General features: G+C 49.3%; 22 protein-coding genes. 6 read left to right on the forward strand and 16 right to left on the reverse strand.

Translation table 11 applies throughout. The features are described from left to right. Positions 1 to 526 precede the first annotated feature (526 nt). Positions 527 to 1870: a sensor histidine kinase gene (locus EKM87_RS02385; protein WP_125681467.1), complete on the reverse strand. Its 1344-nt coding sequence runs from the start codon at positions 1868 to 1870 to the stop codon at positions 527 to 529. After that, positions 1860 to 2552, reverse strand: a complete 693-nt coding sequence (locus EKM87_RS02390; RefSeq protein WP_125681469.1) for a response regulator transcription factor — start codon at positions 2550 to 2552, stop codon at positions 1860 to 1862. Before EKM87_RS02390 ends, EKM87_RS02385 begins: the two co-directional genes overlap by 11 nt. A gap of 1044 nt (positions 2553 to 3596) precedes the next feature. On the opposite strand from EKM87_RS02390, the gene EKM87_RS02395 reads away from it, so the two are divergent. Together EKM87_RS02395 and EKM87_RS02400 are read left to right on the forward strand one after the other, a co-directional pair. After that, positions 3597 to 6323 (forward strand): YfhO family protein, encoded by a 2727-nt coding sequence (locus EKM87_RS02395; RefSeq protein WP_125681471.1) that lies wholly within the window; start codon positions 3597 to 3599, stop codon positions 6321 to 6323. A gap of 894 nt (positions 6324 to 7217) precedes the next feature. Further along, entirely contained in the window at positions 7218 to 8039 is an 822-nt protein-coding gene (locus EKM87_RS02400; RefSeq protein ID WP_225428379.1) for a hypothetical protein, read from the forward strand. A 386-nt stretch (positions 8040 to 8425) separates the two neighbouring features. Here EKM87_RS02400 and EKM87_RS02405 read toward each other — a convergent pair whose 3' ends face one another. Then, a complete protein-coding gene (locus EKM87_RS02405) occupies positions 8426 to 9622 on the reverse strand; it encodes a cation:proton antiporter (RefSeq protein WP_125681473.1) in 1197 nt (398 codons plus the stop codon). 365 nt (positions 9623 to 9987) lie between these two features. Between EKM87_RS02405 and EKM87_RS02410 the strand changes: the two genes are divergently transcribed. Continuing rightward, positions 9988 to 10188, forward strand: a complete 201-nt coding sequence (locus EKM87_RS02410; protein ID WP_125681475.1) for a YjzD family protein — start codon at positions 9988 to 9990, stop codon at positions 10186 to 10188. Between the two features lie 666 nt (positions 10189 to 10854). Here EKM87_RS02410 and EKM87_RS02415 read toward each other — a convergent pair. Both EKM87_RS02415 and EKM87_RS02420 read right to left on the reverse strand, forming a co-directional pair. Further along, the gene (locus EKM87_RS02415) at positions 10855 to 11526 is read right to left on the reverse strand and encodes a GTP pyrophosphokinase (RefSeq protein WP_125681477.1); all 672 of its coding nucleotides are present in this window, start codon (positions 11524 to 11526) and stop codon (positions 10855 to 10857) included. Beyond that, positions 11523 to 12767 (reverse strand): multidrug efflux MFS transporter, encoded by a 1245-nt coding sequence (locus tag EKM87_RS02420; RefSeq protein ID WP_125681479.1) that lies wholly within the window; start codon positions 12765 to 12767, stop codon positions 11523 to 11525. The genes EKM87_RS02415 and EKM87_RS02420 overlap by 4 nt, the downstream gene beginning before the upstream one ends. Positions 12768 to 13348: 581 nt before the next feature. On the opposite strand from EKM87_RS02420, the gene EKM87_RS02425 reads away from it, so the two are divergent. Next, complete coding sequence (locus EKM87_RS02425; protein ID WP_125681481.1) at positions 13349 to 14107, forward strand: SDR family oxidoreductase; 759 nt, start codon at positions 13349 to 13351, stop codon at positions 14105 to 14107. Between the two features lie 340 nt (positions 14108 to 14447). Continuing rightward, positions 14448 to 15206, forward strand: coding sequence for an SDR family oxidoreductase (locus EKM87_RS02430; RefSeq protein WP_125681483.1), 759 nt, complete (start codon positions 14448 to 14450; stop codon positions 15204 to 15206). A 563-nt stretch (positions 15207 to 15769) separates the two neighbouring features. Here the strand turns inward: EKM87_RS02430 and EKM87_RS02435 are convergent. The 5 genes from EKM87_RS02435 to EKM87_RS02455 form a co-directional block, all read right to left on the reverse strand. Further along, the gene (locus EKM87_RS02435; RefSeq protein ID WP_125681485.1) at positions 15770 to 16144 is read right to left on the reverse strand and encodes a DUF1634 domain-containing protein; all 375 of its coding nucleotides are present in this window, start codon (positions 16142 to 16144) and stop codon (positions 15770 to 15772) included. Further along, positions 16144 to 16989: a sulfite exporter TauE/SafE family protein gene (locus tag EKM87_RS02440; RefSeq protein WP_125681487.1), complete on the reverse strand. Its 846-nt coding sequence runs from the start codon at positions 16987 to 16989 to the stop codon at positions 16144 to 16146. Before EKM87_RS02440 ends, EKM87_RS02435 begins: the two co-directional genes overlap by 1 nt. A 324-nt stretch (positions 16990 to 17313) precedes the next feature. Then, positions 17314 to 18171 carry a LysR family transcriptional regulator gene (locus EKM87_RS02445; RefSeq protein ID WP_125681489.1) on the reverse strand — a complete coding sequence of 286 codons (858 nt, stop codon included), beginning with the start codon at positions 18169 to 18171 and terminating at the stop codon, positions 17314 to 17316. Positions 18172 to 18216: 45 nt separating this feature from the next. Next, positions 18217 to 19107, reverse strand: coding sequence for an alpha/beta hydrolase (locus EKM87_RS02450; protein WP_125681491.1), 891 nt, complete (start codon positions 19105 to 19107; stop codon positions 18217 to 18219). Further along, positions 19097 to 20410, reverse strand: a complete 1314-nt coding sequence (locus tag EKM87_RS02455) for a PTS transporter subunit EIIC (protein WP_125681493.1) — start codon at positions 20408 to 20410, stop codon at positions 19097 to 19099. The genes EKM87_RS02450 and EKM87_RS02455 overlap by 11 nt, the downstream gene beginning before the upstream one ends. A 211-nt stretch (positions 20411 to 20621) precedes the next feature. On the opposite strand from EKM87_RS02455, the gene EKM87_RS02460 reads away from it, so the two are divergent. Next, a complete protein-coding gene (locus tag EKM87_RS02460) occupies positions 20622 to 21086 on the forward strand; it encodes a hypothetical protein (RefSeq protein ID WP_125681494.1) in 465 nt (154 codons plus the stop codon). Between the two features lie 91 nt (positions 21087 to 21177). Here the strand turns inward: EKM87_RS02460 and EKM87_RS02465 are convergent, their stop codons facing one another. From EKM87_RS02465 to EKM87_RS02490, 6 genes are all read right to left on the reverse strand, one after another. Further along, positions 21178 to 21435, reverse strand: a complete 258-nt coding sequence (locus tag EKM87_RS02465; RefSeq protein WP_125681496.1) for a Txe/YoeB family addiction module toxin — start codon at positions 21433 to 21435, stop codon at positions 21178 to 21180. Next, positions 21428 to 21706, reverse strand: a complete 279-nt coding sequence (locus EKM87_RS02470) for a type II toxin-antitoxin system Phd/YefM family antitoxin (RefSeq protein WP_225426709.1) — start codon at positions 21704 to 21706, stop codon at positions 21428 to 21430. Before EKM87_RS02470 ends, EKM87_RS02465 begins: the two co-directional genes overlap by 8 nt. Before the next feature lie 341 nt (positions 21707 to 22047). Continuing rightward, complete coding sequence (locus tag EKM87_RS02475; protein ID WP_125681498.1) at positions 22048 to 22536, reverse strand: hypothetical protein; 489 nt, start codon at positions 22534 to 22536, stop codon at positions 22048 to 22050. Positions 22537 to 22552: 16 nt separating this feature from the next. Then, positions 22553 to 23023 carry a hypothetical protein gene (locus tag EKM87_RS02480; protein WP_125681500.1) on the reverse strand — a complete coding sequence of 157 codons (471 nt, stop codon included), beginning with the start codon at positions 23021 to 23023 and terminating at the stop codon, positions 22553 to 22555. A 226-nt stretch (positions 23024 to 23249) separates the two neighbouring features. Beyond that, positions 23250 to 24344, reverse strand: coding sequence for an SdiA-regulated/phytase-like domain-containing protein (locus EKM87_RS02485; protein WP_125681502.1), 1095 nt, complete (start codon positions 24342 to 24344; stop codon positions 23250 to 23252). A gap of 85 nt (positions 24345 to 24429) precedes the next feature. Beyond that, a complete protein-coding gene (locus tag EKM87_RS02490) occupies positions 24430 to 25518 on the reverse strand; it encodes a hypothetical protein (protein WP_125681504.1) in 1089 nt (362 codons plus the stop codon). Between the last annotated feature and the right edge of the window lie 48 nt (positions 25519 to 25566).

Genomic DNA, 25566 nt, shown 5'->3' on the forward strand with positions numbered 1-25566 from the left:
TTAATATAAATAACATTTTTGGGGTTTCATAAAGGCCCTAAAAAGGCCCAGTGACGGTCATCACCTCCCAATTAATATCTAGAACGAAGGATAACCATCACTGAGCCTAATAACATCAACGAATTCGTAATAATTCGTAGAAAACTCTATTCAATTTTCAAAGGATTCTACCCGGATGAATCCGCTAAAATCATCGTCGACTTTGTTCACTAATCTGACGAGTCACTGAATCGACTACCGATGAAAAACACCATTCAGCGTCTATGACTTCCAAAGCACCATCACAACCATCAATGCAGTTAAAGCCACCTTCAAGAACAATCGCAACGGTAGCCTTCGGTTGTCAGGGAGGGGCTCGCCGTGTCGGTGGTGTTAGTCACGGGTGACTTGGCCCGGGGCTTACAGCACGGGACGAGTTTGAAAACTTGCGGGTTGGGCAAGGTTTCAAATCGAGCCGGAGGACCGCTTCTCAGGCCGCAGGCGGTCCCCACAGCGAGCCCCTCCCTGGCGGCCGAAGGCGGCCCCTCTAGTCTTTAGATTTATCATGACGGTTGAGCCCGGTTGAGGCATTCAGCGGCAGGGTCGTCACAAACTGGCTCCCCTGCGGACTATTAGGCTTAACCGCAATATTCCCGTGATGCAGACTGACAATCCAGTTCGCAATCGACAATCCCAACCCGTTACCACCAGTTTGGCGGCTCCGAGAAGAATCGACCCGGTAGAACCGGTCAAAGATACGCTGCCGTTCGCTCGATTTAATCCCGATACCCTGATCAGCCACCACGAGTTGCCATTTCCGGCCGACCAATTTCGCTGATACCGTAATCGTGCTGCCCTTCGGTGAGTACTTCATCGCGTTATCGATCAGAATATTCATGAGCTGGTGAATCAGGCTTTGATCCACCGTCGCCGTAAAGTCCTCGACCGGTGCCAGCTCTAGCTGTTTACCTTGGCTGGCCGCAATTTCCGTATACGGTTCAACCGTGTACGCCAAAAAACTTGCAACTTGTGTGCTCTCAAAATTTGTCTGGACCGTATTGGAGTCAGACCGGGCTAGTGCCAGTAAATCCTGCATCAACTTCTGAAGTCGCTGACTTTCACTATTGGCCACCGCGATGCTCTCCGCCTGATCAATAATTTTATCATTGGGCTTCGTCAACAGTAGTTCCAATTTATTTTGAATAATCGTGAGTGGCGTCCGTAACTCATGCGCGGCATTCCCCACGAACTCGGTCTGCCGGCCCCACGATTTGAGAATTGGCCGCATGGTCAGCCGTGACATCCAAATGCTCATGGCAATCGATAGGAGCCAAAAGACGCCCATTGTAATCAACATGACCTTAGTGAAACTATGCATAGCGGCCTTCTGCGGGTCGATATTTTCCATGATCAATAGGTAACGTCCAGCCACGGATTTGTCCGCATTACTCTTTGGCACCTTGACCAAAAGCGTCCGGAAATTATACTTGCCCTTGATCAAAATTGACCGGATTTTTCCCACTGCGGTCGTGTCTAACGTGATATTTTTGAGCGTTTCGTACCGCGACCCTAGTTGTGACTTATTCATCACTGCCCCCTCATCGTTAAAAATCAGGGTGGTCGTCATGAATGGGTGAATCGACCGGTGCGGCCGCGCTAACTGTTTATCCTGCGCCCCGTCCTGTCCAAAAGGCTGTGCAACACTTTGCCGCGGTGGTCCAGCCAGCCGGGCGCTTCGTTCAACGCGCAGTGCTTGGTCGGTACTGGTCAGGATAGTTTGCCGAAACAGCACAAACACAATGATGCCCAACAGCAGGAAAATAATGGAAAAGCCAATAAAATTGCTCCAAAATAGCCGCCACTGTTGGGCGCGATTAACTTTATTGCTCATCAGGGGCCTCCACGATATACCCCGCGTTCCGGATAGTCCGCAACGACAGGTCACTGCCGGCGTGCTTGAGTTCCTTACGTAAATTGCTCATATAAACTTCAACCACGGATAAACTAGTCTCGGAGTCAAAGCCCCACAACCGGTTAAAAATCTGTTCCTTCGTGATAATGGTCCCGGGATTGGCCACCAAATAGGCCAACAGATCAAATTCCCGACCCTTTAAGGTCAATGGGTCGCCATCAAAGGTTGCTAGATGCTTGCTGGTATTGATTTCCAGCTGACCCAGACTAATGACGTCGCTACTATTTAGGTGTCCCGTGCGCTTCAACAGCGCCTTCATTCGGGCCAATAGTTCTTCCCGGTGAAATGGCTTGGTCACGTAATCATCCGCGCCATCGTTAAAGCCCCGCAACTTATCGGCAATCGTATCCTTGGCCGTTAAAATCAGAACCGGCGTGCCCACCCCTTTGTTGCGAATGTGCAGCAGTAGGTCCAAGCCACTCTCACCGGGTAACATCAGGTCCAGAATAATGGCGTCAAATACACCCTGACTCGCTAAAAATTCTCCCTGTTCACCGTCAAATGCAGTGGTCGTTTCACAAATCGGTTTAATTAATTCAACAATGTCCGCGGACAGTTCTTTCTCATCTTCTACAACTAATACCTTGGCTGAGCTACTCAACGGGCATTCCTCCTTTAAAATTCTGTTATTGTCGTTGATTGGCCGCCTGCGGTTAGCAGGAACCGTGCTGTGGGGCAACCCCTGAAGCCTCGAAAATCACGAGTCTTCAGCGGCGACTTGAAACCTCACCCAAACCGTGAGTTTCCAAGCTCGGCCCAGACTCTAAGCGGAGAAGCCCCCTCCGCTAAGACTCTCGACACTGCTCGGTTCCTGCTAACCTCCGGCTCAAAATGGCCAATCCTTTTAATTTTCTTGTACCACTTAACTTGCTGAACCAAATCTATTACTCAGTGAATGACAAAATCCATCACCTGGTATCCTTTACAAACAGCCTACAGCCACTCAATTACTTAGCTGAAGGTTGTGCCACCTGAGTATGTTCGCCGACTGTTGACGTGGAAAAATACAATCAGAGCCGGAGGCGGCCAGGGATGGAGCCAGCCGTGAAAGTGGTGTTAGCTGGCGATTTTTTCAGCCAACTTACAGCACGGGCGACTTTGAAGACACGTGTTCTTCGTGGCTTCAAAGCGAGCGAGAAGACTGGTGGTCTTCCAGTCTGAAGCGTCCCCACAGCAGGCGGAATCCCTGGCCGCCGGAGCGCGGTGAATTTAAACAATACTTGAGAAAAGGTACGTATTTCATCTTTCAACCTTCAGTTGCGTAGCAAAAAAACTTTCTGCTAGCAATCATCCCTAACGATACGTCAATTAGGGGACCCACGCAATCATTGCATCGCGCGGAACAATTAGACTTTAATTAGACACTTTGGCAACCTTTCAGCCCAGCTGTTCACCGCATGAAATCCCCTGACATCCCAGTGAATCAGTGCCTACAATCCACTACCTAGCAGTCTGAAGTTATAGTGTACCTGCTTAACAATAACGCAACCTTAAGTTGTTTGCTTTACCAAACGCTAAATTTTTTCGAAGATTCGGCCATTGACTACGGAACTTACCTTAAAGTGAGGTAGACTTTTAACAAAGTAGTCTGCATGGTATCCTATTAAGGTCAGACATTTTGTTCGTCATCAACGGAGGGGTTTTCATGAAGCAACAACGTCACACTCTAGCTGCACTACGCGTTAGCCGCTGGGTGTATGGGGGAGCATTTTTACTGCCGCTGATCATCATGTGCGTGGTTTTCTTTGAACTAAAGATCACACCGTTTGGTCACCGGAACCTATTATTTAGCGATATGGGCGCACAATACATTCCCATTCTCGAGAATTTACGACACACGATTTTAAATGGACAATTCCACCTATTTTCATTTTCACTAGGAACCGGTAGCGGCATCTTACCGTTGCTGACCTATTACGTCATCAGTCCGTTCAATTTACTGATCTTCCTATTCTCGGCGGCGCACCTACCGACCGCCATCACCTGGATCATCATTTTAAAAATAAGTACGATTGGCCTCAGTATGGCCGTCTTCCTCCGCCACGCCTTCCTGCGCAGCGGCTGGTCCATGCTACTGTTCTCCACGGCCTTCAGTCTCTGTGGCTTCGTGGCGATGTATTTCTACGACATGATGTGGCTCGACGCCTTAATCTGGTTACCACTGGTTGCGTTGGGGCTTCACCGAATCGTTAGCCGGCACCGCTACGGGCTCTACACCGTCAGCTTAACCGCCACCATCATCTGTAACTACTACTTGGGCTACATGACCTGCCTCTTCTCCGTCATGTACTTTATCTATTTGATTATTGAACATCAGCCCAACCCAACCCCGTTTAAAGACGTTTGGCACATGCACCTGGCTGCCGTCCGTCAATTCATGATTGGCTCGCTGTTAGCCGGCGGGATGTCCATGATCGTCCTGATTCCAACGGCGATGGGCATGTTACTGACTGGGAAAAATGCCATGTTCGTGGCCAATTACCTGCCAACACCACTCTTTGGGCCGGAAGTCATGGCCCAGTTTGGTCCCCTGACCGGTAACTACCAGTCTCACCTATATCACGCGCCGTCTGTCTTCATGGGAACGTTGATGTTCCTGTTGCTCATCGTCTACTTCGTTTCTCCTCGCATTCGTGCGGTGGAAAAACGCCGGACCATGTGGCTGCTGATTGCTATGGGACTGAGTCTATTTGTGACCCTCTTCAATACCATCTGGCACATGTTCCAGCAACCAGCCGGTTTTCCGTTTAGAAACGTCTTCTTCTTCACATTCCTGGCGTTAACAACGGCCTACCGTGCTTGGCAAACTCGACCAGCCCAGACCATGAATGACCCGCAAAAGGTACTTGCTTTGGTCTGGGGCATGGGTCTGTTGACGATTGGCTTTCTCTCAGCACAAGTCATCCCCCGCATCTGGGCGCGCTTCTTACCCAGCTACAACAACGACCTCTACTTACACAGCCAACCGCAATTTCATTTACTCTGGCTGGCGCTGGGGCTCCTACTCCTAAACACCATGTTGCTGTTCATCAGTGAGTGGCGCCCAATTCGAATCGGTCTGCTAGGACTGCTCCTATCGGTCGAACTCGGGAGTAATTTCTACATGGGCACGCAGGGAATCAACTTTGGCTCACAAACCAAATTTGAAAAAGCATTTAAACAGGACGCGGCCATTTTAAATAAGGTCCACGCCAACCGGCCTAAAGCCAACCTGCACCGAATCGACTATCAGCATTCCGAAATTGGCCAGGCATACAGTGGGGCTTACAACCACTACAACGATGCCATCATGTTCGACTATCCTGGCGTGAGCCTGTACAGTTCAACGTTGTTGGAACAATCACGCGTGTTCCAGCATGACTTAGGCTATTTTAGTGCCAACGTCCGCCGAATCAGTACTCAGGGTTACACGCATCTAACGGATACGTTACTGGGGGTGAAGTACCGGTTAAATGCCGGTAACGCCCACCCCGTCACCAAGTTGAGTGCCTACGCCGGTATCGGTTTCGCAGTACCTAAGGCAATGACCGACATCCAGCTGAATGACCAATCTGCCTTCTACAACCAGCAGCGCGTATTGAACGCCCTGGGCGCGAAACACGACACGCTCGACCCTGTGACGGTTAAAAGTGTCGCTACCCGGCGGGCCAAGGTGGCCGAGGTCAACAGCATTCCCGATAAAACCTACATTCCGGGTCCACGCTACCTGCAGACATTTACAGTCCGGGTCAATGCGACCGGTTTATTGCACGGTTATTCGCCGTCCAACACGCTGGTTTACTCCAGCCTGAAGGTCAACGGCAAGAGTGCTAAGCCGATGATCAATGCTGATGGTTACCGTTACATCTTCCGGCTTGGTCAGTTCACCAAAGGTCAAACTTTAAAGATCAGCTACATTACGCAGGAACCCGCTGCGGGCTACAGTAACCAATTCGTTTCATTGAGTCAGTCGCGGTATGCCTCACTAGTCACCCAGCTGAAACAAAACCGTTTCAAGCTCCGTAAAAATAGCGGGGTCTCCTGGTTGTCTGGTGACGTGACCGGTACCAAGCAAAAATCAATGCTGTACCTCGCCATCCCCAAGACGCCGGGCTGGTCGGCCACGGTGAATGGTCACCCGGTCAAGGTACAATCGGCCATGCACGCGCGGTCGGTCGTCCCTATCATTCGCAATTACGACGGCATGATTGCCCTGCCGTTGCAACAAGGTAAGAACCACGTCACGTTGACGTACCGAACACCTGGCTTAAAGGTTGGTGCGCTCATCAGTGCTGCCAGCTTCATCATCTTTGCCTTCCTGTGGGTCACCGTCGAGTGGCGACGCCCATTGGCTAAGCGGACGGATGATCAGAAGAAGGAACGTCATTTCTAAGTGAATTTTCTAGTGTCCAGGCCTGATTGCCTGGGCATTTTTTTAATGAGCCTAAGGACAGACAGGATAGATTGCCGCCTCCAGAGGTTGGGGGCAACCCTCGCTGTGGGGACCGGGGGAAGCCACAGAACGGTCTTCCCCCTCGACTTGAAACCTTGCCCAACCCGCAAGTTTCCAAGCTCGTCCCGTGGCCTAAGAACGAGCAACCCACTCGCCCTAACGCCACCGTCACAGCGAGCATTGTCCCCAACCTCTTCCGGCTACTTGACCTGTCTATCCGATACATTATGTGTATTCTATTCAGCAATTTGTCCGCTATAGTGGATAGAAATATCCTGAAATTGAGATGTCACATACATTCATCTTTCCAGTTAAAAAGCCGACTCAAGTAAATCACCCTCACCACTCTCACAAAACCAATGTCAGTCATGTATCACCCAACTAGCATTCATGCCGTAATCGCCATGTAAAGTTGCTGAACTACTGTAGCCAGCCAGTGCCAGGGAGGGTTCCCCGCAGTGTCGATGGTGTTGGTCTGGGCGAACTTCCCGGACTTACAGCATGGGATGTGTTTGAAGACTTGTTCGGGCTTTGAAGAAGGCTTCAAATCAAGTCGGAGGACCGCTCTTCAGGCCGCAGACGTGCCCCACAGCGGGGGCCCTCACTGGCACTGGCTGGCGGAGCCCCCGAATCTACAGCATGGGATGTGTTTGAAGACTTATTTGGGCTTTGAAGAAGGCTTCAAACCAAGTCGGAGGACCGCTCTTCAGGCCGCAGACGGTCCCCACAGCGGGGGCCCTCACTGGCACTGGCTGGCGGCACCCCCGCTTCCATAAAGCTAGCGGTGTTCATTTCAAGAAAAGGGGTGTATCCTGAACGCAGGAGGGGATTTTTATGACTGGATTACATAAATGGGGATTGGCTTTAGCCGTCACATTGCTCGCTGTTGGCGGTAGCGTCACCGGAGCTTCTGCGGCAACCAAGACCAAGGATTTACCGTTCACGACGTACGTTCGGACCAAGAAGGCCATGACCATCGGGGCTAAGTTAAAGACCAAGGCCGGTTACCGAACCGTCTACGTTAAAAAGAATCAATTGTTGGCCGTTAGTACGGTCGATACCAAGCAAGTTGGCAAGAACTTTAAGGAATACGCGACCTTCACTCTGGGCGCAGTTCATTATGCTAAGATCAAGAACTTAAAATACAGTCCAAAAAAGATTCGGCTCAGTACTGCCAATTTCAAACCCGTCAAGACATTGAAGGCCCCCGTTCGCACACAGCTGTTACTCAAGGGAACGGGCTATAAGATAGGCCGCACCCGTGTTTACCAACCAGGCCTCGTGCTGACGCTGGATAACTATTTACAAACTTATAGCAAGTTCCAGCTTAAAAAATACGATGCCAACTGGCTCAATCCATCGACCGATGTCAGCGACCTCACGTTCATGAATAAGAAGCCACTCGACAGCGTTAAAGTAACGAAGCTGACCAAAAAGGGCAAGACCTACACCCTCGATTACAAGACGCCACTCAAGGGCTTCGCCGACAAAAAAATCAGTAAGCACCACTACCGTTTAACGATTAAGCAATTAGGCACTAGCAAGCAAAACTACCTGCCAATCGACGACACCTACGATGCTGCGGCTTCTTGGACCAATTACCAACTCAACAACAAGCCCTACTTCTCTGGGCAAATGGAATGGGGCCTCGACTAAGTCCCTACCCTTACTAACGAAATTGGGACCGAATTTGTCACCCATTTTCACGAAAAAAATCAGTTTTACAAAGAAACGGTCCTCACCAACGGCTATGTGCCGGGGTGAGGACCGTTTTTAGATTTAAGACTATAAGACAAGCAATTACTACTCACTGACCACACAAGTCAAAGAATAAGTTTCGTCAAGCCATAGCCGGAGGTTGCCAGGATGGTAGCTGGCTGTGTCGACGGTGTTAGCTAGCGTCTCACAGCTAGCTTACAGCGTGGGACGAGCTGGGAGCCTCAGCGGTTTACCGAGGCTTCCAGTCGAGGCGTGAGACCGCACTATGGATCACGCCGGTCCCCACAGCCAGCCACCACTCTGGCAACCGTAGGTGACTAAAACTATTCTGCAGGTCGAACCTTGGAACGGTCGACTTGACCACGCCGCACATGATCCATCGCCCACCGTAACAGGAACGGTGCCAACAAGGTTGCGACGATGATGGCCGCAACGATGGCGGAATACCGGACTGGCGACATCAGTTTGGCTTGGTACCCAATTTGCGCGATGATCAGTGCCATTTCGCCTCGAGAAACCATTCCGGCACCAACCGCTGTGGAGCTTCCTAATGAGAAGCCGGCCATTTTGGCCCCAGCACCAGCACCAACCAACTTGGTCAAAACCGCCACGATGGTCAGGACGGCGATGAACCCAATTTGCTTGCCCAGACCATTGAAATCCATATTCAGACCGATGCTGACGAAGAAGACCGGGATAAAGAGGGCGTACCCCACCGGTTCGATGTGTCGATCAACCGTCGAACGCGCTGTGGTCTGTGAAATGGCGATACCGGCAAAGAATGCCCCCACCACGTCACTCAACCCAACCAGTTCGGCAACGTAGGCCATCCCAAAACATAAGATGATGGCCATCAACGTGGCGCCCATCGGAATCATCAGCCGGTCGCCAATTTTAGCCATGTAAGGCGCCAGCCAACGAACGACAAAGTAGATGGCCGCGAAGTAAATGACTTGTTCAATCGTCGTCAATAAGAGGCTGCTGGACTGAGCGGCACTCTCGCCAACGGCGGTTCCGGTCGTACTGACCAACACACTCAAAATCACAACGGCCAACACATCATCCACCACCGCAGCGCCCAGAATAGTGGTTCCTTCACGGCTGTTGAGGGCGTTCATTTCCTTCAACACTTCGACGGAAATTGAGACGGAGGTTGCGGCAAAAATCACGCTGATAAACAAACTTTCCGTGGTCCCCAGATTATAGAACATCCCGACCAAATAAGTGCCAATGACGGGAATCAACACGCCCATCAACGCGACTAGCACACTGGGTTTCAAATACCGTTTAAGCAGTTGGAGGTCACTTTCCAACCCAGCGATGAACATCAGGATAATAACCCCGATTTCCGCAAAGCTTTCCAATGAATGGGACAGGGTAATCCAGCCTAAAACTGCCGGCCCCACCAGAACCCCCACTAGTAATTGCCCAATAACGGCGGGAATGCCAATTCGCGTACAGTAGTGCCCCACCACGGTTGTTGCCAATAGAATCAAGGTTAAGTCTTTTAATAGTTCCACGAGTAGCCTCCTTCGATTTAATGAGTCATTTTTTCAATAATTGCTGAATCCTTCACCCAGCATAGTCTTCCGGCGCTTAAATTGCGACCCGGTAGCCAGTCAATCAGGTGAGTAAATTTAGTCCATTTGCCTGCAAGCAAACAAAAAGCGACCGCCAAAAACGGTCCCCCCAACCCAAGGAGGACGCCGTTCTTGAAAGCAGTCGCTTCAACCATCTCTAATTCAATTAAGATTTATTATACGGGAACCCCTGACAATCCGCAACTCAGACGCCTCTGGCTAAAAAGTTCCAGTCAAAACATAAAGTTATTTACCCGCTGAACCCTGAATCGTGGTAGAATTGTATCGATTGTGAGGTGACGCGTGTGAAGTGGCTTGAATCTAATTTAGTCGTGATTTTCTGGGCGGTTATCTTCGGTGAAGTTGTTGGTTACATTGGCGGAACTCTGGAACAAATGACCTGGAAACCTCTACAAATGGGGATTTCAATGGCAGTTGTTGCTTTGATTGCGGTCAACGGAATCACGCTACTCAGCCGTGATGACCAAGCTTCGAGCGAAAAATAACGCTCTGAATAAGCATGATCGTAAACTTTAGCCTTAGCATTTATGCTAAGGCTTTTTTTGACCGGTCAGGTGCAATATCGTTACGGTGGTCAAGTGTGGAGCCTGTGGGACCGTCTAAAGCCTATGGTGCGGTCTTTAGACTCGACTTTAAGCCTCCAAATACGAGTCTTAAAGGTCGTCCTAGTCTTGTAAGATCAAGTAGCCCACTTGGTCTAACAAGACCGCCACGGGCTCCGCACCTGACCACCTCCACTAGCAACTAACCTGTAAATACAGACCTGCCTTCCCGACTAAAATCAGTTTATCTAGTGACTAGTGCTGTGGATCTAGCTATCATCAAAACCATACATAAAGAGCCTAGTTTGCTCGACGTAGTATCTACCGTCAACCAGACTAGGCTCATTTTAATTTAACGATTCATGAACACCATCCGTACGCCAACCGATTCGAAGATGAAGCCAATTCCACCATCGGAGCCAGTGGCTGCCAGGGAGGGCCGGCCGTGTCGACGGTGTTGGCTAGCGTTTTTAAGCTAGCCTACAGCGTGGGACGAGCTTGGAGCTTCGGCGATTTACCGAAGCTTCAAGTCGAGGAGCGAGACCGCTCTTTGGCTCGCTCCGGTCCCCACAGCGGGCCCTCCCTGGCAGCCGCAGGCGGACACCCTAATCAACTACGCTTTTCCTCCGCCCGAATCTGGTTCTTGATGGCGTTCATGTCCTGATCGAGCTGATGTACCAACTCGGCCTTCGCCACCAGTTCATGCCGCAGCTCATCCTGATGCTGGACGTTTTTCTTATAACTCAATTCATGTTCCAACGAGGCCCAAAAGTTCATGGCAATCGTACGGATCTGTACCTCCACCGTTACTTCTTCGACGCCCGCCGCCAGAAAGACCGGGACTGCCAGAATTAAATGCAAGCTCCGATAGCCGTTTGGCTTGGGTTTCGATACGTAGTCCTTACGGTTCAAAATTTTAATATCCGGTTGCTTTTCTAACCGCCGCTCCATGGATAAAATATCGTCTTCAAATCGCACAATAATACGGATACCCGCGATGTCATGCATTTGTTGCGGTAACGTCTCAAAATCAAAGGCCAAGTGTTTGCGCTGCACCTTTTCCAGAATGCTTTCCGGTGACTTGATACGAGACTGAAGACTATCCACCAACGTGTGCCCATTTTGAATCTGATACTCCTGGTCCAAGTAGTGAATCTTAGTCTCCACGACCTGCACAGCACTTCGATAATTCAACATCAGTGAACGAAACCGATCGATGGCCTCCAAGGATGTTGGATCATTGGCAAACTGGGCGGGTAAATTATTTGTCGTATCTGTCATTCGTTTACACTCCTCTTAGTGGGTTTACTGCGCCATTGCCGAATTTCTGGAACCAACCACCATAGTAGCAGAAAGTTTAGCAGCAAGGTAAATGCCGTAAACGTGAATACACCACTGTAGTTAAACCAATTGGCCACTAAGCCCCCAACTAGCGCTCCCAGCATACTACCGAGTGCCTGGAAAGATTGATTCCAGCTGAAGACCGTCCCAACTAACGAATGGGGTGCGTTCTTGGTCAGCATCGTTTGAACGGCTGGGAACAAAGCCCCATCGGAGACCCCAATCATGAATCGAAACACCCCGAGTAGCCAGACACTGGACACGAATCCCTGCGGAAAGTACATCAAGACGGCAAAAACGTACCCGAAGACCAACACCCGTTGCGTCCCATGGCGATCACCATACTCACCTAACTTTGGCGCCGCTAACAGTGTTGAAATTCCGGGCAACGCCGCAATAATCCCCGCAACTAACGTAATCGGTCCCGTGCCGTTCATGAGTTGTTTAACGTACAGACTAATAATTGGCGTGATGGAGTTATTCCCCATTTGAATAAACATGGTTGAAACTAACAATACTAAAATGAGTTTTGGATTTTTGACCTGTTTGAGCCAACTCCCCGCCTGCGCCTGTTTCTCGCGACTGATGGGGGTGAAATGTTCGTGGACCAACGTGGCGCTTAGAATAAAGACCACAATCAAGAAAAAGCCCGTCAACAGAAAGGTCCAGCGAATGGTGAATACCTGAGCCAGGATACCACCCAAAACTGGGCCAATCAAGTTTCCACTCACGTACCCCGTTGTCAGCACACCCAACGCGTTGCCACTCTTTTCCTTGGGCGTTTCAGCAGCAATCAACGCACTGGCATTAGGAATATAGCCAGCAAAAAATCCCTGTAGAAAACGCAATCCAATCAACTGCCAGACGTTCGTGACAAAGCCCATGAGGCCAATCACGATGGCCATCCCAATTGACGACCGGAGTAACATCAGCTTCCGACCCTTACGATCGGCCAGCTTGCCCCACAATGGTGAGACCGCCGCGATGACAAAGAACGTGGCCGCGTAGGTCAACCCACTGTAGATAGTGACCTGGCCCTTCGTAAAGTGACCCAAGCCCTCAACGTACAACGATAAGAATGGCATGATTTCACTGAAACCCATGCCAGCAATAAACGTTCCTAACCACAAGACGGCTAAATTTCGCCGCCATTGTTCAGGTTTACCTTTGCGTGCTCCCACGACTTCTTCGCCTCTTTAGATGTTTATTTACAAAATGACGTCCTACAAGATTAGCTATTTCACTTATGCTTAGATAGACGTTTAATTTAGAAATCCAAAATAAACGACCACGCCGATTATCATCACCAGCAAGCTCACAGCCGCCAATCGTTTGCGCTTTAAGAAAGAGCCAAATGTGAAGGCCAATGCAAAAACTGTGGTAATCCCCCACACCCAATTATTGAGTGGCTAAGCAGCCTGAGCTGAGATTGCCTCTTCATTTATCAGATAACCCCAAATACAAAATGCACTGACGACTATCCCTACCAATCCTAAAAGCCACATTGGTACGTGACGCTTCGACATCTAACCGCTCCCCAATCCTAAACAAGCTCATAGCAGAACTTAACTGGATACAATTATTTAAATTTTTAAGTTCACTGAATCCGTTACTAACTAGTGTAGCATAACTTGGACAGCCCACTACAAATAAGCACAGTGTCCCAATCGAAAGAAATTACTTCACAAATGAACGGTTTTCAGGCATAATGAATTCCGGCATGTGATTAGAGTAACAGAAAATTGATAATGGAGGAGATTTTATGTCAAATCGTTTAGATGGTAAAGTTGCAATCGTTACGGGTGGCTCATTAGGTATCGGTTTAGCCGTTGCCCAAAAGTTTGTTGAAGAAGGCGCAAAGGTGATGATCACTGGTCGTCACGCCGACGTCGGTGAAAAGGCTGCTAAGTCCGTTGGCACTCCTGATGTCATCCAATTCTTCAAGCACGACGCAACTGACGAAGAAGGCTGGAACGACTTGTTCGACGCCACTGAAAAGGCCTTTGGCCCCGTTACCACGGTCGTTAACAACGCCGGGATGGCCATTGCTAAGAGCATCGAAAACACCACGACTGCCGAATGGCGTCAACAATTAGGTGTTAACTTAGATGGTGTCTTCTTCGGTACGCGTTTGGGTATCCAACGCATGAAGAACAAGAACCTCGGCGCCTCCATCATCAACATGTCTTCCATTGAAGGCTTGGTTGGTGACCCTAACTTAGGTGCCTACAACGCCTCCAAGGGTGCTGTGCGGTTGATGTCCAAGTCCGCTGCTTTGGATTGCTCCTTGAAGGACTACGATGTGCGGGTCAACACCGTTCACCCTGGTTACATCAAGACGCCATTAGTTGACGCACAACCTGGGTTTGAAACGAACATGTCTCAACGGACCAAGACGCCAATGGGTCACATCGGTGAACCTAACGACATCGCCTACATCTGTGTTTACTTGGCTTCCAACGAATCCAAGTTCGCTACTGGTGCAGAATTCACTGTCGATGGTGGTTACACTGCCCAATAATCTCTGATTTTTCTGACGAAGCAACCGGCCCACTTTGGGTTGGTTGCTTTTTAATTGGATTTGAGGTAAAAGTCTCAGACTCTTTTTACGTTCTGAACGTATATAGTCGAAACGTGCGCCAAAAGGCAGTCAACTCCGCTTAACCCCGCTAGACCAACAATCCAAGACCGGGATTGTTCGCCTAGCGACGTTAATGCTCATTGACTAACCGCCTTTCATCGCACTCTCTTTAATTGCTTAAAATTGATAAAATACTTAACAAACTTAGCAAGTTGTAGCATAATAGTAATTAACTTGTATGTGAAACTAATCACGTAAATACTTTATGGAGGTCATAATTATGGCAAATCGTTTGGATGGAAAAGTTGCAATCGTAACTGGCGGAACGCTTGGCATTGGTTTAGCCGTTGCTCATAAGTTTGTTGAAGAAGGCGCAAAGGTCATGATTACTGGCCGTCACGCTGACGTTGGTGAAAAGGCCGCCAAGTCCATTGGAGCCCCTGACGTGATTCAGTTCTTCCAACAAGATGTTTCGGAAGAAGCCAGCTGGAACGCCGTTTTCGATGCAACTGAAAAATCCTTTGGACAAGTTACCACGGTGGTTAACAACGCCGGTATCGGTTTAACTGGTCCCATCGAAAGCACGACGACGGAAGACTGGCATAAGTTACTTTCCGTTAACTTGGACGGCGTCTTCTTCGGTACCCGGTTAGGGATTCAACGGATGAAGAACAAGCACTTAGGTGCCTCCATCATCAACGTTTCCTCCATCGAAGGTTTAGTTGGGGACGCTAACGCCGGCTCCTATAACGCCTCTAAGGGTGCTGTGCGGATCATGTCCAAGTCAGCCGCTCTGGATTGTGCCATGAACGACTACGACGTGCGGGTCAACACGGTTCACCCTGGCTATATTAAGACGCCAATGGTTGAAGCCGTTCCTGAAATCGAGGCCGCCATGTCTGACCGTTCCAAGACGCCAATGGGCCACTTAGGTGAACCCGACGACATCGCCTACATCTGCATCTACTTGGCTTCCAACGAATCCAAGTTTGCTACGGGTGCTGAATTCGTTGTCGACGGTGGTTACACCGCCCAATAAGCATCACTCCTTGTGGCATTACCTGCCGCCACTCAACTCGTTCACGTTCATTAATACCGCAACAACAAAGAAGCTCCAGCCAAATTGGTCGGAGCTTCTTTGTCTCTTCTATTCTCTTTGCTGGTTGTTTTCGCCTTACCGGTCCCAGCAGATGGGCTGGAACGGTGCCGACACAATTTTAAGCCTCACCAAACCCGTGAGTCTTAAAACTTGGTCTTATTCTAACTGCCGGAAAACCACTGGCACTAAGAATAACGAGACGCCTGAGCCCATCTGCTGGGACCTCACGGCTTTGACGGTGGTCACCTGCTGCATTCTCTACCCTAACTGGCTTAACTACCTGGATATCCTTAGTCTAACCAACTAGTGTCAGTCGCAGGTTCTCGGGCAGGTTGGTGGCTGTGTCGCTGATGTTAGTTCGGACGTCTTTGGCCAAACTTACATCAGGGGACGAGCTTGGAAACTTGCGGTTTGGGCAAGGTTTCAAGTCGAGGGGAAAGACCGAACTGTGGCTTTCCCCGGTCCCCACCGCCACCGGCCTGCCCGAGAACCGGAGACGGCGTTTAGCCGTGCACTCCAATTAAAAGGGCGGCAATTAAAATGAATAAAACTAACGTGGTAATGGCTACATACAGATGGTCATGCTCCTTGTAGAACGCGTAGATGGACACGACGACTCGTAAAACGGGCGTTAAGATCAGGCAGTACACGCCTAACATCATGATGGCGTATGGCCGTAATTGCCAGGTTCCCGTTAAAATCGTGGCCATGCGCCGGGGAACGAATTCCCCTTCATAACCAGAGTAACCAGTTGTCAAAAACATGCCTAAACCAATCAACATAATAATGGCTGAAACAATCACGCCGACTTGTAGAATTCGACCAATAACGGTTTCAACTTGGGCCATTTCATTAGCCGTTGCTTTCTTTGATTCCATTAGAAGTGAACCCCCAATCCTTTAAACAACATTTGAAACCCAATGTACAAAATAATGGGAATAAATACGATACGAATCCAGCGAGCTGGTAAAACCTGCATGATTCGTGACCCGACCACGGCACCAACCAAAATCCCCAAAGCCATTGGCACGGCGATTCCTGGTAAAATGGCACCATTGAAAAAGTACACGGTCGCACTAGCCGCCGCTGTAACCCCCATCATCAAGTTGGATGTTGAGCTGGAGGGCTTCAATGGCATTTTCATAAAGGTATCCATGGCCATGACCTTGAACGCCCCGGAACCAATTCCGAGGAGCCCACTAGCCACGCCGGCGCCAAACATAACTGAGAATCCAGCTGGCACATTCTCCACCTGGTAATCAATACTCTTCTGTTCAGCCTTGTCGTAGTAACTGCCGTTTAGCTTAAGCTTAGCGGCAATTTTATCCGGTTCTACGCGTTGTAGAACCTCTTGCCCCCGCCGTAGCTTCCGGTACATGTTCCACCCAGAGAAGACCAGTAAACACCCGAATAACAGGTACAGGTACTTGGGGTCCAAGACCCCGGTCAACAAAGCACCCACGATGGCACCCGTGGTGGTCGCAATTTCCAAAAACATGGCCACCCGTAAGTTCAACACGTTGTCCCGTAGGTAAGCGATGGTTGAGCCGGAACTCGTCGCAATCACCGCGATAATGCTAGCCCCAATTGCATATTTAATATTTAACCCCATCCCAAGGGTTAAGATCGGCGTGATGATCATCCCCCCACCAATTCCCAGGATTGACCCTGCGATACCGGCAAAGATACCCACGCCTAACATGATTAACGCTGTATTAATCATAATTTTTTGACCTCCTAACCAATTCCCAATGTCGTCTTTGATTATCAACTTTTACGGGACCCGTGGCAAGTTGGTCAGTGCCCGCAACGAACAAAAAATGAACTTGATTCACAAATGGAATTCCTATAATTCCGGCACTTAGCCCCAAAACGCCAATCACTTGTTTAAGTTTACACAAAACGACTTGTTCCTGCTATGTGCCACCCTTTCAAATCGATTAGGGGCTTATTCCCACTATAACGGCATTTATGACTAAAAATAAACGGCGACCCTCCCATATAAAAAATATATGGAAGAGTCGCCCAATTTGTATTTACAATATGTCTAATAGCTATCAATAAAGCGTTGTAAAAGTGGACTCGGCGTAATTTCTGCCGGCCACACTAGCTTTAACGTAGTCCGCCACGGTTGATACCGAATCGGCCGGACACTAGTCTGTGGCCCACTGACCTGCTCGGCTACTGAGTGCGGCACGATGGCCACCCCCATTCGCGCTTCAGCCCACTGAACGGCCGTCCGAGCATCATCACAGGTACAGGCGATAAACGGTGCCATCCCCTTCTGGCTAAATGTCGTCTCAAATAGTTGTTCAAACCGGCGATAGATAATCAGTGGCACACTCTCGAGATCTTCCACCTTCAGGGTCGCTGCCGCAAAGTGATCGTACTTCTGTGGGACGACCGCTACCATCGATTCCGTGGCCAACTCCTTACTGGTGAGACCTGGTGCCGTAAATGGTGTCCGCACAATGGCCACATCAATCAGATGCTTCGCTAGCCGATCAATCAGACCATAAGTGTTGTCCTCAAACAAACGAATCTGCACCTTGGGGTAATGCCGCGTCAGGGTCCGCAATTTAGCATTGGGCGTTGCACCGATCGACGATGAAATAACACCAACGGATAGCGTGCCAGCTAAGCCCTGGCCTAGTGAACGGACCTGGGTGTCAGCGCGATCCCGCAGATCAACTAACTGCTGCGCATAATCTCGTAGCAGCTGACCAGCAGGCGTCAACGTGGTTCCCGTTGCCGAACGATTCAACAATGTGACCCCTAGTTCACTCTCCAGTTGTTTCAGCTGGTAGCTTAACGGCGGCTGTGCCATGTGCAACTGTTGAGCTGCTGCCGTGATTTGGCCCGCATTAGCAACTGCTAAAAAGTATTCAAGTTGGCGAAAATTCACAAACAAGACCTCCCACCGTTTTCATCAATTATAGCAGAAATGGTCTTACGGTTGGGTCGCTTCTCCGTTCAAAGCCCGTCGCTTGGCCTGCTGATTTTGCTGGCGTTGATCCGCCGGTAAATTCTCTTGCAGGAGGTACTGACGAATCAATAAAACAATTTGCTTATTCTGCGGCAAGTCAGAGTGACTGGTTTCATCCCCAGTTACTGTGATTTGGGTGTAATGGGCCACTTGATTTTGGAACACATACTTTCCCTGGTTCACGCTATTAGCTGGAACCGTGCCATCACTCGAATAATTTTCAGTACCCGCAACGGAATAAACCGTCAGTTTCTTCGGTAACTTTTGCCGGCCCGCAATCAACTCTTTCAACATGGTCGTCTGTTGCGTCGTGCTATCGGATTCCATATTGTACGGTGTTGCAATCGTCATCAACCGGTCGATACTGACGTGCTGAGTCTCCCCGAAGTACTTCTCTAAAAATAGGCTCAAAATCAAGCCGCCGTTAGAGTGACCCATCGCTGAGAAATGATTAAAATGATAGGTCTTCACTAGATCCTTAAAGGCAATATTCAGCCACTTTGCCTGCTTATTAATGTTCGTGACCCCATCCTGATTATTGTCAAAGGCAATCACGATAAAGGGATGATTATCTCCCTGGCGAATCGATCCCGTGTAAGTAACGTGACCATTCGTTTCCACCTGAACCTTCAAAACACTATGACGTACCTTGGTTTCTTTACGTAATTCCTTAATCAATGCATCAAACCGATTCTGACTGGCACTAGACCCTGGTACCATAATGGTCGGATTCAGTGCCGTTTTATATTGGGTACGATAGTGCGTCGTTCGTTGCCGCATCCAGGCTGTGCTAGGGACAAAGACGGCCAAAATTACCACGACGCCCAATACCCAATGCCACCATTTATGCCCCATGGTTCGCACCCCCTTGGTCATTTAACAAGCGAACAAACGGCAAATAAACTAGCACAGATATGCCTAAGCAAACCAAGCTTAAGGCCAATGCCCGCCAATCACCACCGGTCCCCACGTAAGCAATTAGCGGACCTGGTGTGGTGCTTGGCACCGGATAGACGATCGGTGGCACCAGCTTGAGCGTAATTGCTGACCAGGCCACTACAACGTTCACCGCGGGCGCCTCAATAAATGGAATCAACAAAATGGGATTATAGAGTAACGGTAATCCTAGCAGGGTTGGCTCATTCAAATTTACTAAATTGGGCAGAAAGGTCTGGTTGGCGATTCGCCGGTAACTGACTTGTCTGGAGCCAATCCAAATGGCAATCAGTAGCGCCAGCGTCATCCCCGCGCCCCCAAAGTTGGCGTAAGCGTCGCCCAAAGTATGTAGCGTTACTGGATTAGGCGCCCCCCACCCGGAACCGTGCTGGACCGCATAGGCTAAATTTTGAAGCGACGTCACCGCACTGTTGCCCGCTAACGAGACGGGGCCAATCAAGCCAAGCCACCACAACAGGTTGTTTAAAACCGTCACGCCCAGAATAACGAAGCCCCGATGACCTGGATTGGCTACCAGTTCACTCAGGCCCTGGTAAACCAAGCCATTCAACCCACCGGCAGTTAGCCAGCTCAACCCATAACCAATACCGATGGTGACGATCAACACTACGGTCAACGGCCAGGCAACCCGACCAGTCCATGACAGCTGGTAGCGCGGATGTTTTAATTGCCAACGCGTCAACCACTGCATGAGGTGCGTGGCAAACCAGCCAACGCACAGTCCAACTACGATACCTAAGAAAATCCCTTGTGGTCCCAAGTTGGGCTCCATAAATTTAGACATGCCCTCACCGGTAGTGCGATTGACCTGTTCTAACGCATCATAATTCACGTTCAACGTTAAAAACGCCAGCGCACTCATGACACCGATGGCCTGACCATCACCACGATAAGTCTTCGCCAAATACCGACCGGTAGTGAAGGCTATAATCACGGCCACTACGCCGTTGATCACGGTGCTGGCAACCTGAATTAATTGTTGCCACAACTCTAATCCAGGCAACCAGTCACCCACGTGATAGATTTGAAAAAAGAACCCATTACTGGCTAAAAAGCTCTGACCGATAACGTCGATTGCTGTCATGACTAAGACAAACGGATATGCGATGCGTAGGGCTTCTTTGATTGCCCGTGCCGCCCGCCATCGGCTCACCCGTTGATTGAATCGCCATAATCTTCCTAAAGGTCGCCACTGTTCCATGGTGCCACCTCTCCCCGACTTCACATATTTATCCCCATTATACGAGTTTCCGAGGCAAGATTAGCCCTGACGTCTTATAAATTATTCTTTAGATTGGTCAAGTAGTCCATTAAGCTATTTCCCCACTTGTCACGAAAAGTGCGTACAAATACCCGTTCTCCCGGCGTATACTAAAGGCGTGTCACAATACATAGTAATTGGAGATGGAGTCATGCAACTCAGACAGCGCCTACTAATCGCCACCCTGTTGGCCCTTGGCTTACTCATAGGCCCAGGATCATCGGTGACCGCCCACGCCAAATACAAGGGGCATTCACAAACCCCAACGGAATTACGGGGAACGTGGTACCAATATCAAGGTCATCACAAATGGACAAAGATTAAAATTACGAAGCATAAAGTGATAAATAGCGGCAAAGTGTTGTACTCTACTAAGAAAAAGGGGTCGCAACGACTCTATGTTAAAAAATACAAAAAAGGGTACGGCGGCGTCAACTATTGCTTAAATGGTAAATTTAAGTATGGCTACCAGACCATGGGAAACTTTTGGCTGTCTAAGAAAAAGGTTCACGGTAAACGAATTATGCAGTCCTATTACAACATGGGCTATTTCCAAGCTTATACCCGTACTAAGCTTGCCCACAACTACTCCTATCAATATGATGGGGCCGACTGACTATATGAATAAGATTGGCCGCTAGCCTAAAAATACCTCACCAACGCAAAGAAGTTGGTGAGGTATTTCTTAATTCTAGACATTGAATTTCCTACGCCGCGTGGTCTCGGCAGGAAAGCACGATGACCGTTTGCCCCTCGACACGGTAGATCAAGCGATGACGCGCATCGATCCGTCGTGTCCAGCATCCCCCAAAGACGCCGTGCAAGGCTTCTGGTTGTCCCGGTCCCTTAGTTGGGTTCTCCATAATAGCGGTCAATAAGTCGTTGACCCGTAGCAACAAGCCCAAGTCGGCCCGTTGTAAGGCTAAATAATCGGACCACGCATTCGTGGTGAACAAACTATTCATCCTGTTCAGCCACCTCCTGCTCAGTCAGCAAGGTATGCGTTGCCACCTTACCGGCGTTGACCTGAATCAAAGATTCTTGTAGCCAGGCCAGATTTTCTGGCTTATTCAGGACGTAACGACTTTCCAACAGATTGTTGTACTCCTCGACCGAAATCAAGACCGCGTTACTCTTATTTTTACGCGTGATAATAATGGCTTCGTAGTCATTTGTCGCTTGGTCCATGAACCGTTTCATTTCCTTACGAAAACGTGCAAAAGTTGTTGCGTTCACTTAAGCTCCTCCTCTAGTCAAACCCTTACCAGATACCCGTTCTTCGGTGCCAGGCCATGCTTTCGACCACAGCGAGTTGCGTGAGTATCAGCCAAATTGAACGTGACTCTTGGCGATACATTTTTGGTTTCTTCAAGTCCGATTCTTCCCCCCACAAAAGAGATTAGACCCAGCATAGCGTAGTTTTAGTAAATAGGCAACAATAAATATAGTGTTATCTACATTGCTAGATTTATGGCAGCAGTTTCATCGCCAACTTGACGGTATCAGAAAGGCCGTGAATACCAGTGAATTCACGGCCAATTTAATTTTTTATATTTTTCTAATTGCTACCTCCGACCTTAACGAAGATGCTGATTAACCGCAACGGGCGCAAAGTAACCGTGTTTAACCTTACTATGTGTATAAACTGTGGCCGCGATTCCCATATCCTGAGTAACTGTCGCCAACACGTTACGTTGCTTGCCCGCAATCTTCATCCGGTACGTAAAGTACTCTGCTGGTTCTGGCCCAAATACATTTTTCTGTTCAAACGCGTAAGTGGCCCACTTCTTGTGCCGATACCCCATCTGAATCACGAGCTTTTTACCTTTGATGGTCTGTGTCTTGTGCTTATTCAACTTTTCACTGTAAGAATGCCGCTTGATCACCAATTTTTGATAGAAGTGGTGCTTTTTATTGTAATGATACCAGGTTCCACGCAACTTCTTCGGAACCGTTTTAAATGTACGATTCGTGTACGAGGCAGCGTGGCCGGTAACCGTCGCCAGTCCACCGAAACTGATTAACGCCATCGCTACCACTGCTACTCGTAAAATCAACTTTTTCACCTTGCTAAATCCTCCTCTAAACGCGTAGATGTTTTTTAACAGACTGTGGCGCCCGATAATCATGCTTCAGCTTAGCATGCGTATAGACTCGTGGCTTCATCGACGCCCCCTGTGGTGATTCTACCATCACGTGTTGCTGCTTGCCGTTAATCCTCATGTGATAGGAGAAGAACAACCCCGTCTCGCCACCAGTCGTGTGACTCATGAAACCATACTGCGTGTAGTTTCCCTTAGCAGCCACCTTGATCACTTCCAGGTTCTTGACCCACTTGCCGTGACGTCCCATCCGATTGTAAAAAATTTGGTGCTTGCGAATGATCCGCTTATCGTATCCGGTTCGCTTATCCCAATGATACCAGGTTCCCCGTAACGTTTGCGGCGTAGTCCGCGACATTGCCTGCGCTGAAGTCGTTGGCAGCGTAAGCCCAACTAAACCTAATCCGACAACCAACACCGTCAGGATAACCAATTTATGTAAGTAATGCATTTTCCCCACCTTCTGCAGTGACCATGCGCTATCTTCCGCGTGGCCCCGCCCAACCTTTCCATCATTTTTTCAGTAAAATCCATGACTACTTATAGTTTAATCAATTTTTCCTCTTTGGAAAGCCTAATTTCCTTTTTCCAGAACGACCTCATCCAAACCACTAAAAAAGCATTGCCAGCAGCCCACCATCAAATGGCCACTTACTAGCAACGCTTCTTTAAAATTTCTACCAATTCAACGAACTGCCTGCTAAAATCTCCGGTTGGTGGTTACTCATCAGATAAGCCTGACCATCGCTTCCGAAGGTCAACCCCTCAAACTCCCGGTGAGATGTGAAACCAGTCCACTTAACATCCCCACTGCTGAGATGTTCGATCTTCTTAGCTGGTAAACTGGCAATTGAGTCATCTGCCACCAGGTATAGCCGCCCATTGTTGGGATTGTACGCCATACTCTGGACACGGGTCCCAGGGCCGTGTGCCAAAATCTGCTTCGTCAGCCGGAAGCTAACGTGATTTCGGTGAATGTTCCCCTGATAAATGTAAACTTCATTCGCGCGTGGTCGCGTCCAAAAGTAGGCGTGGCCCGCCTTATCAAACGCCAACACGTGACCACCAGGAACCGCAAAGTGCTTGGCCTTCAACCGAAATTGAATCCGGTGAACTGGCTGCAAGGACGTCGCATTAATTTGTTGTAGGACCCCATACTGACTCATGTTGACGCGAGGAGCAGACTCGCGGTCACACCACATATAGAACTGATGATTATGCCAGTCGTAGGCTAACGATTGACCGTGGCCCGTCGTAAAGGCTGGCCCCACTTTGATAGCAGAACGAATCATCATTTCTTGCGCCGACTGTGCCGCAGCGTTCGTGTACACCATCTGTAACTGCCGCGGTGTTGCCTTCAGATCGGCCAATGTCTGTAAATTAAACCGGACGATGCGGCCACGGTTATGCCAAGCCGTCGGACAGTACACGACGTAGAGGTAATGCCCCACGACTGCCGAGCTCTGGGGATCACCCCAAGCCTGATGCCGATAGCCTGGAATTGGTAACAAGTATTTCGTTTTAAACGTCACCGCGCTGCCCCGATCACTGGCAATGATATTTACGCCTTGTGGGTGAGTTGCGTCGGCATAACTACTTGGCACGGGTACGTAATGTACTTGGCGATCATTCAACGTTGTCATGCGCTTAGACGTGACTAAGGCTGCCGAAGTTTGTTTGACGGTTGTGGCCGCCGCGTGTGCTGGCACCGTCGCAGCTAGGTCGAGGCCCAGACTAAGGATTAGTGCCCCAGCTAAATGAATTGTTCTCATAATCCCTCATCCCCCAATCTTTTGCGCAAGTATAAGACCTGTGCGAAAGATTGGCGGACTTCAGAACTCTTTTAACGATTTAAACTTACCAACTGGTGCGGTTACTCGTCAGGACCTCGGGATTATGGTTACTCAAGAGGTAAGCTCGGCCGTTGCGCGCGAAGGTTAAACCTTCCAGTTCACGTCGCGGTGAGAACTTATTCCATTTAACGTTGTGTTTCGTCAGATGGCCGTTCCCATTCAACTTCTTAGCTGGCAGGTTAGCAATCGACCCATCAGATACCAGATAGAGTTTGCCCGTGTGGGGGTTGTACCCCATGCTCTGCACCCGCGTGCCGGGACCGTGCGATAAGACCTGATGCGTCAGCCGGAAATGAACCTTATTCCGCGAGATTCGACCCTTGTAAATGTAGGCGCGATACGTGGATGGCCGAGACCAGAAATAGGCGTTCCCATACTTATCAAACGTCAGAACATGCCCACCGGGGACCGAGAACTTGCGACTCCGCAAGCGGAAACGAATCTTGTGCAGCACCTTCATTTTACTGGTACTAATTTCACTGATATAGCCATACTGATTCATGGGTTGGCGTGGTGCCGATTCCTTGTCACACCACATGTACAAGTGATGATTCTTCCAATTGTACGCCAGTGATTGACCGTGACCGGTCGTGAAGACCGGGCCCACTTTAATGGCCTTTCGAATAGCGCGTTCTTTCTTAGCATTGGAAGAATATGCCTTTTGAACTTGGCGAGGTGTGGCCCGCAAGCCATCCAACTTCGTCATGTCATACCGGACGATTCGGCCCTTGTTCTTCCAGGCCGTTGGACAGTAAACCACGTACAAGTAGCGCCCACTAGTGGCGATACTCTGCGGATTTCCCCAGGCTTGATGCTTATAACCCGGATACGGTAAGAGGTACTTCGTCTTAAATTTAACGGATGCCCCCTTGATACTCTTAATTAGGTTACTGCTATGTAAATGCTTGGCATGGGTATACCGGCGGGGTACCCCCGTATAGTGCACGGCACTATCATTGATGCTCCGTAAACGACCAACACTCAAAGCGGACGACCGCTGATGGACGATTTTATACGCATGAGCCGGTACGCTGGGCGCCAGACTGAACCCCAATCCGACCAGTAGCACCAACCAAATATGTCTAAATTTCATGGATGCGTTCCTTTCTTTCTAATAACTTGTTCTCGAAATTATTCAACA

The sequence above is a fragment of the Levilactobacillus yonginensis genome (assembly GCF_003946265.1).
Classification (GTDB): Bacteria; Bacillota; Bacilli; order Lactobacillales; family Lactobacillaceae; genus Levilactobacillus; species Levilactobacillus yonginensis.

Coding starts and splice junctions, on each gene's coding strand:
- EKM87_RS02485 (WP_125681502.1), bottom strand. CDS start 24,344: ATGAGAACAATTCATTTAGCTGGGGCACTAATCCTTAGTCTGGGCCTC.
- EKM87_RS02400 (WP_225428379.1), top strand. CDS start 7,218: ATGACTGGATTACATAAATGGGGATTGGCTTTAGCCGTCACATTGCTC.
- EKM87_RS02425 (WP_125681481.1), top strand. CDS start 13,349: ATGTCAAATCGTTTAGATGGTAAAGTTGCAATCGTTACGGGTGGCTCA.
- EKM87_RS02460 (WP_125681494.1), top strand. CDS start 20,622: ATGCAACTCAGACAGCGCCTACTAATCGCCACCCTGTTGGCCCTTGGC.
- EKM87_RS02455 (WP_125681493.1), bottom strand. CDS start 20,410: ATGGAACAGTGGCGACCTTTAGGAAGATTATGGCGATTCAATCAACGG.
- EKM87_RS02440 (WP_125681487.1), bottom strand. CDS start 16,989: ATGATTAATACAGCGTTAATCATGTTAGGCGTGGGTATCTTTGCCGGT.
- EKM87_RS02465 (WP_125681496.1), bottom strand. CDS start 21,435: ATGAATAGTTTGTTCACCACGAATGCGTGGTCCGATTATTTAGCCTTA.
- EKM87_RS02435 (WP_125681485.1), bottom strand. CDS start 16,144: ATGGAATCAAAGAAAGCAACGGCTAATGAAATGGCCCAAGTTGAAACC.
- EKM87_RS02385 (WP_125681467.1), bottom strand. CDS start 1,870: ATGAGCAATAAAGTTAATCGCGCCCAACAGTGGCGGCTATTTTGGAGC.
- EKM87_RS02395 (WP_125681471.1), top strand. CDS start 3,597: ATGAAGCAACAACGTCACACTCTAGCTGCACTACGCGTTAGCCGCTGG.
- EKM87_RS02480 (WP_125681500.1), bottom strand. CDS start 23,023: ATGCATTACTTACATAAATTGGTTATCCTGACGGTGTTGGTTGTCGGA.
- EKM87_RS02450 (WP_125681491.1), bottom strand. CDS start 19,107: ATGGGGCATAAATGGTGGCATTGGGTATTGGGCGTCGTGGTAATTTTG.
- EKM87_RS02490 (WP_125681504.1), bottom strand. CDS start 25,518: ATGAAATTTAGACATATTTGGTTGGTGCTACTGGTCGGATTGGGGTTC.
- EKM87_RS02415 (WP_125681477.1), bottom strand. CDS start 11,526: ATGACAGATACGACAAATAATTTACCCGCCCAGTTTGCCAATGATCCA.
- EKM87_RS02430 (WP_125681483.1), top strand. CDS start 14,448: ATGGCAAATCGTTTGGATGGAAAAGTTGCAATCGTAACTGGCGGAACG.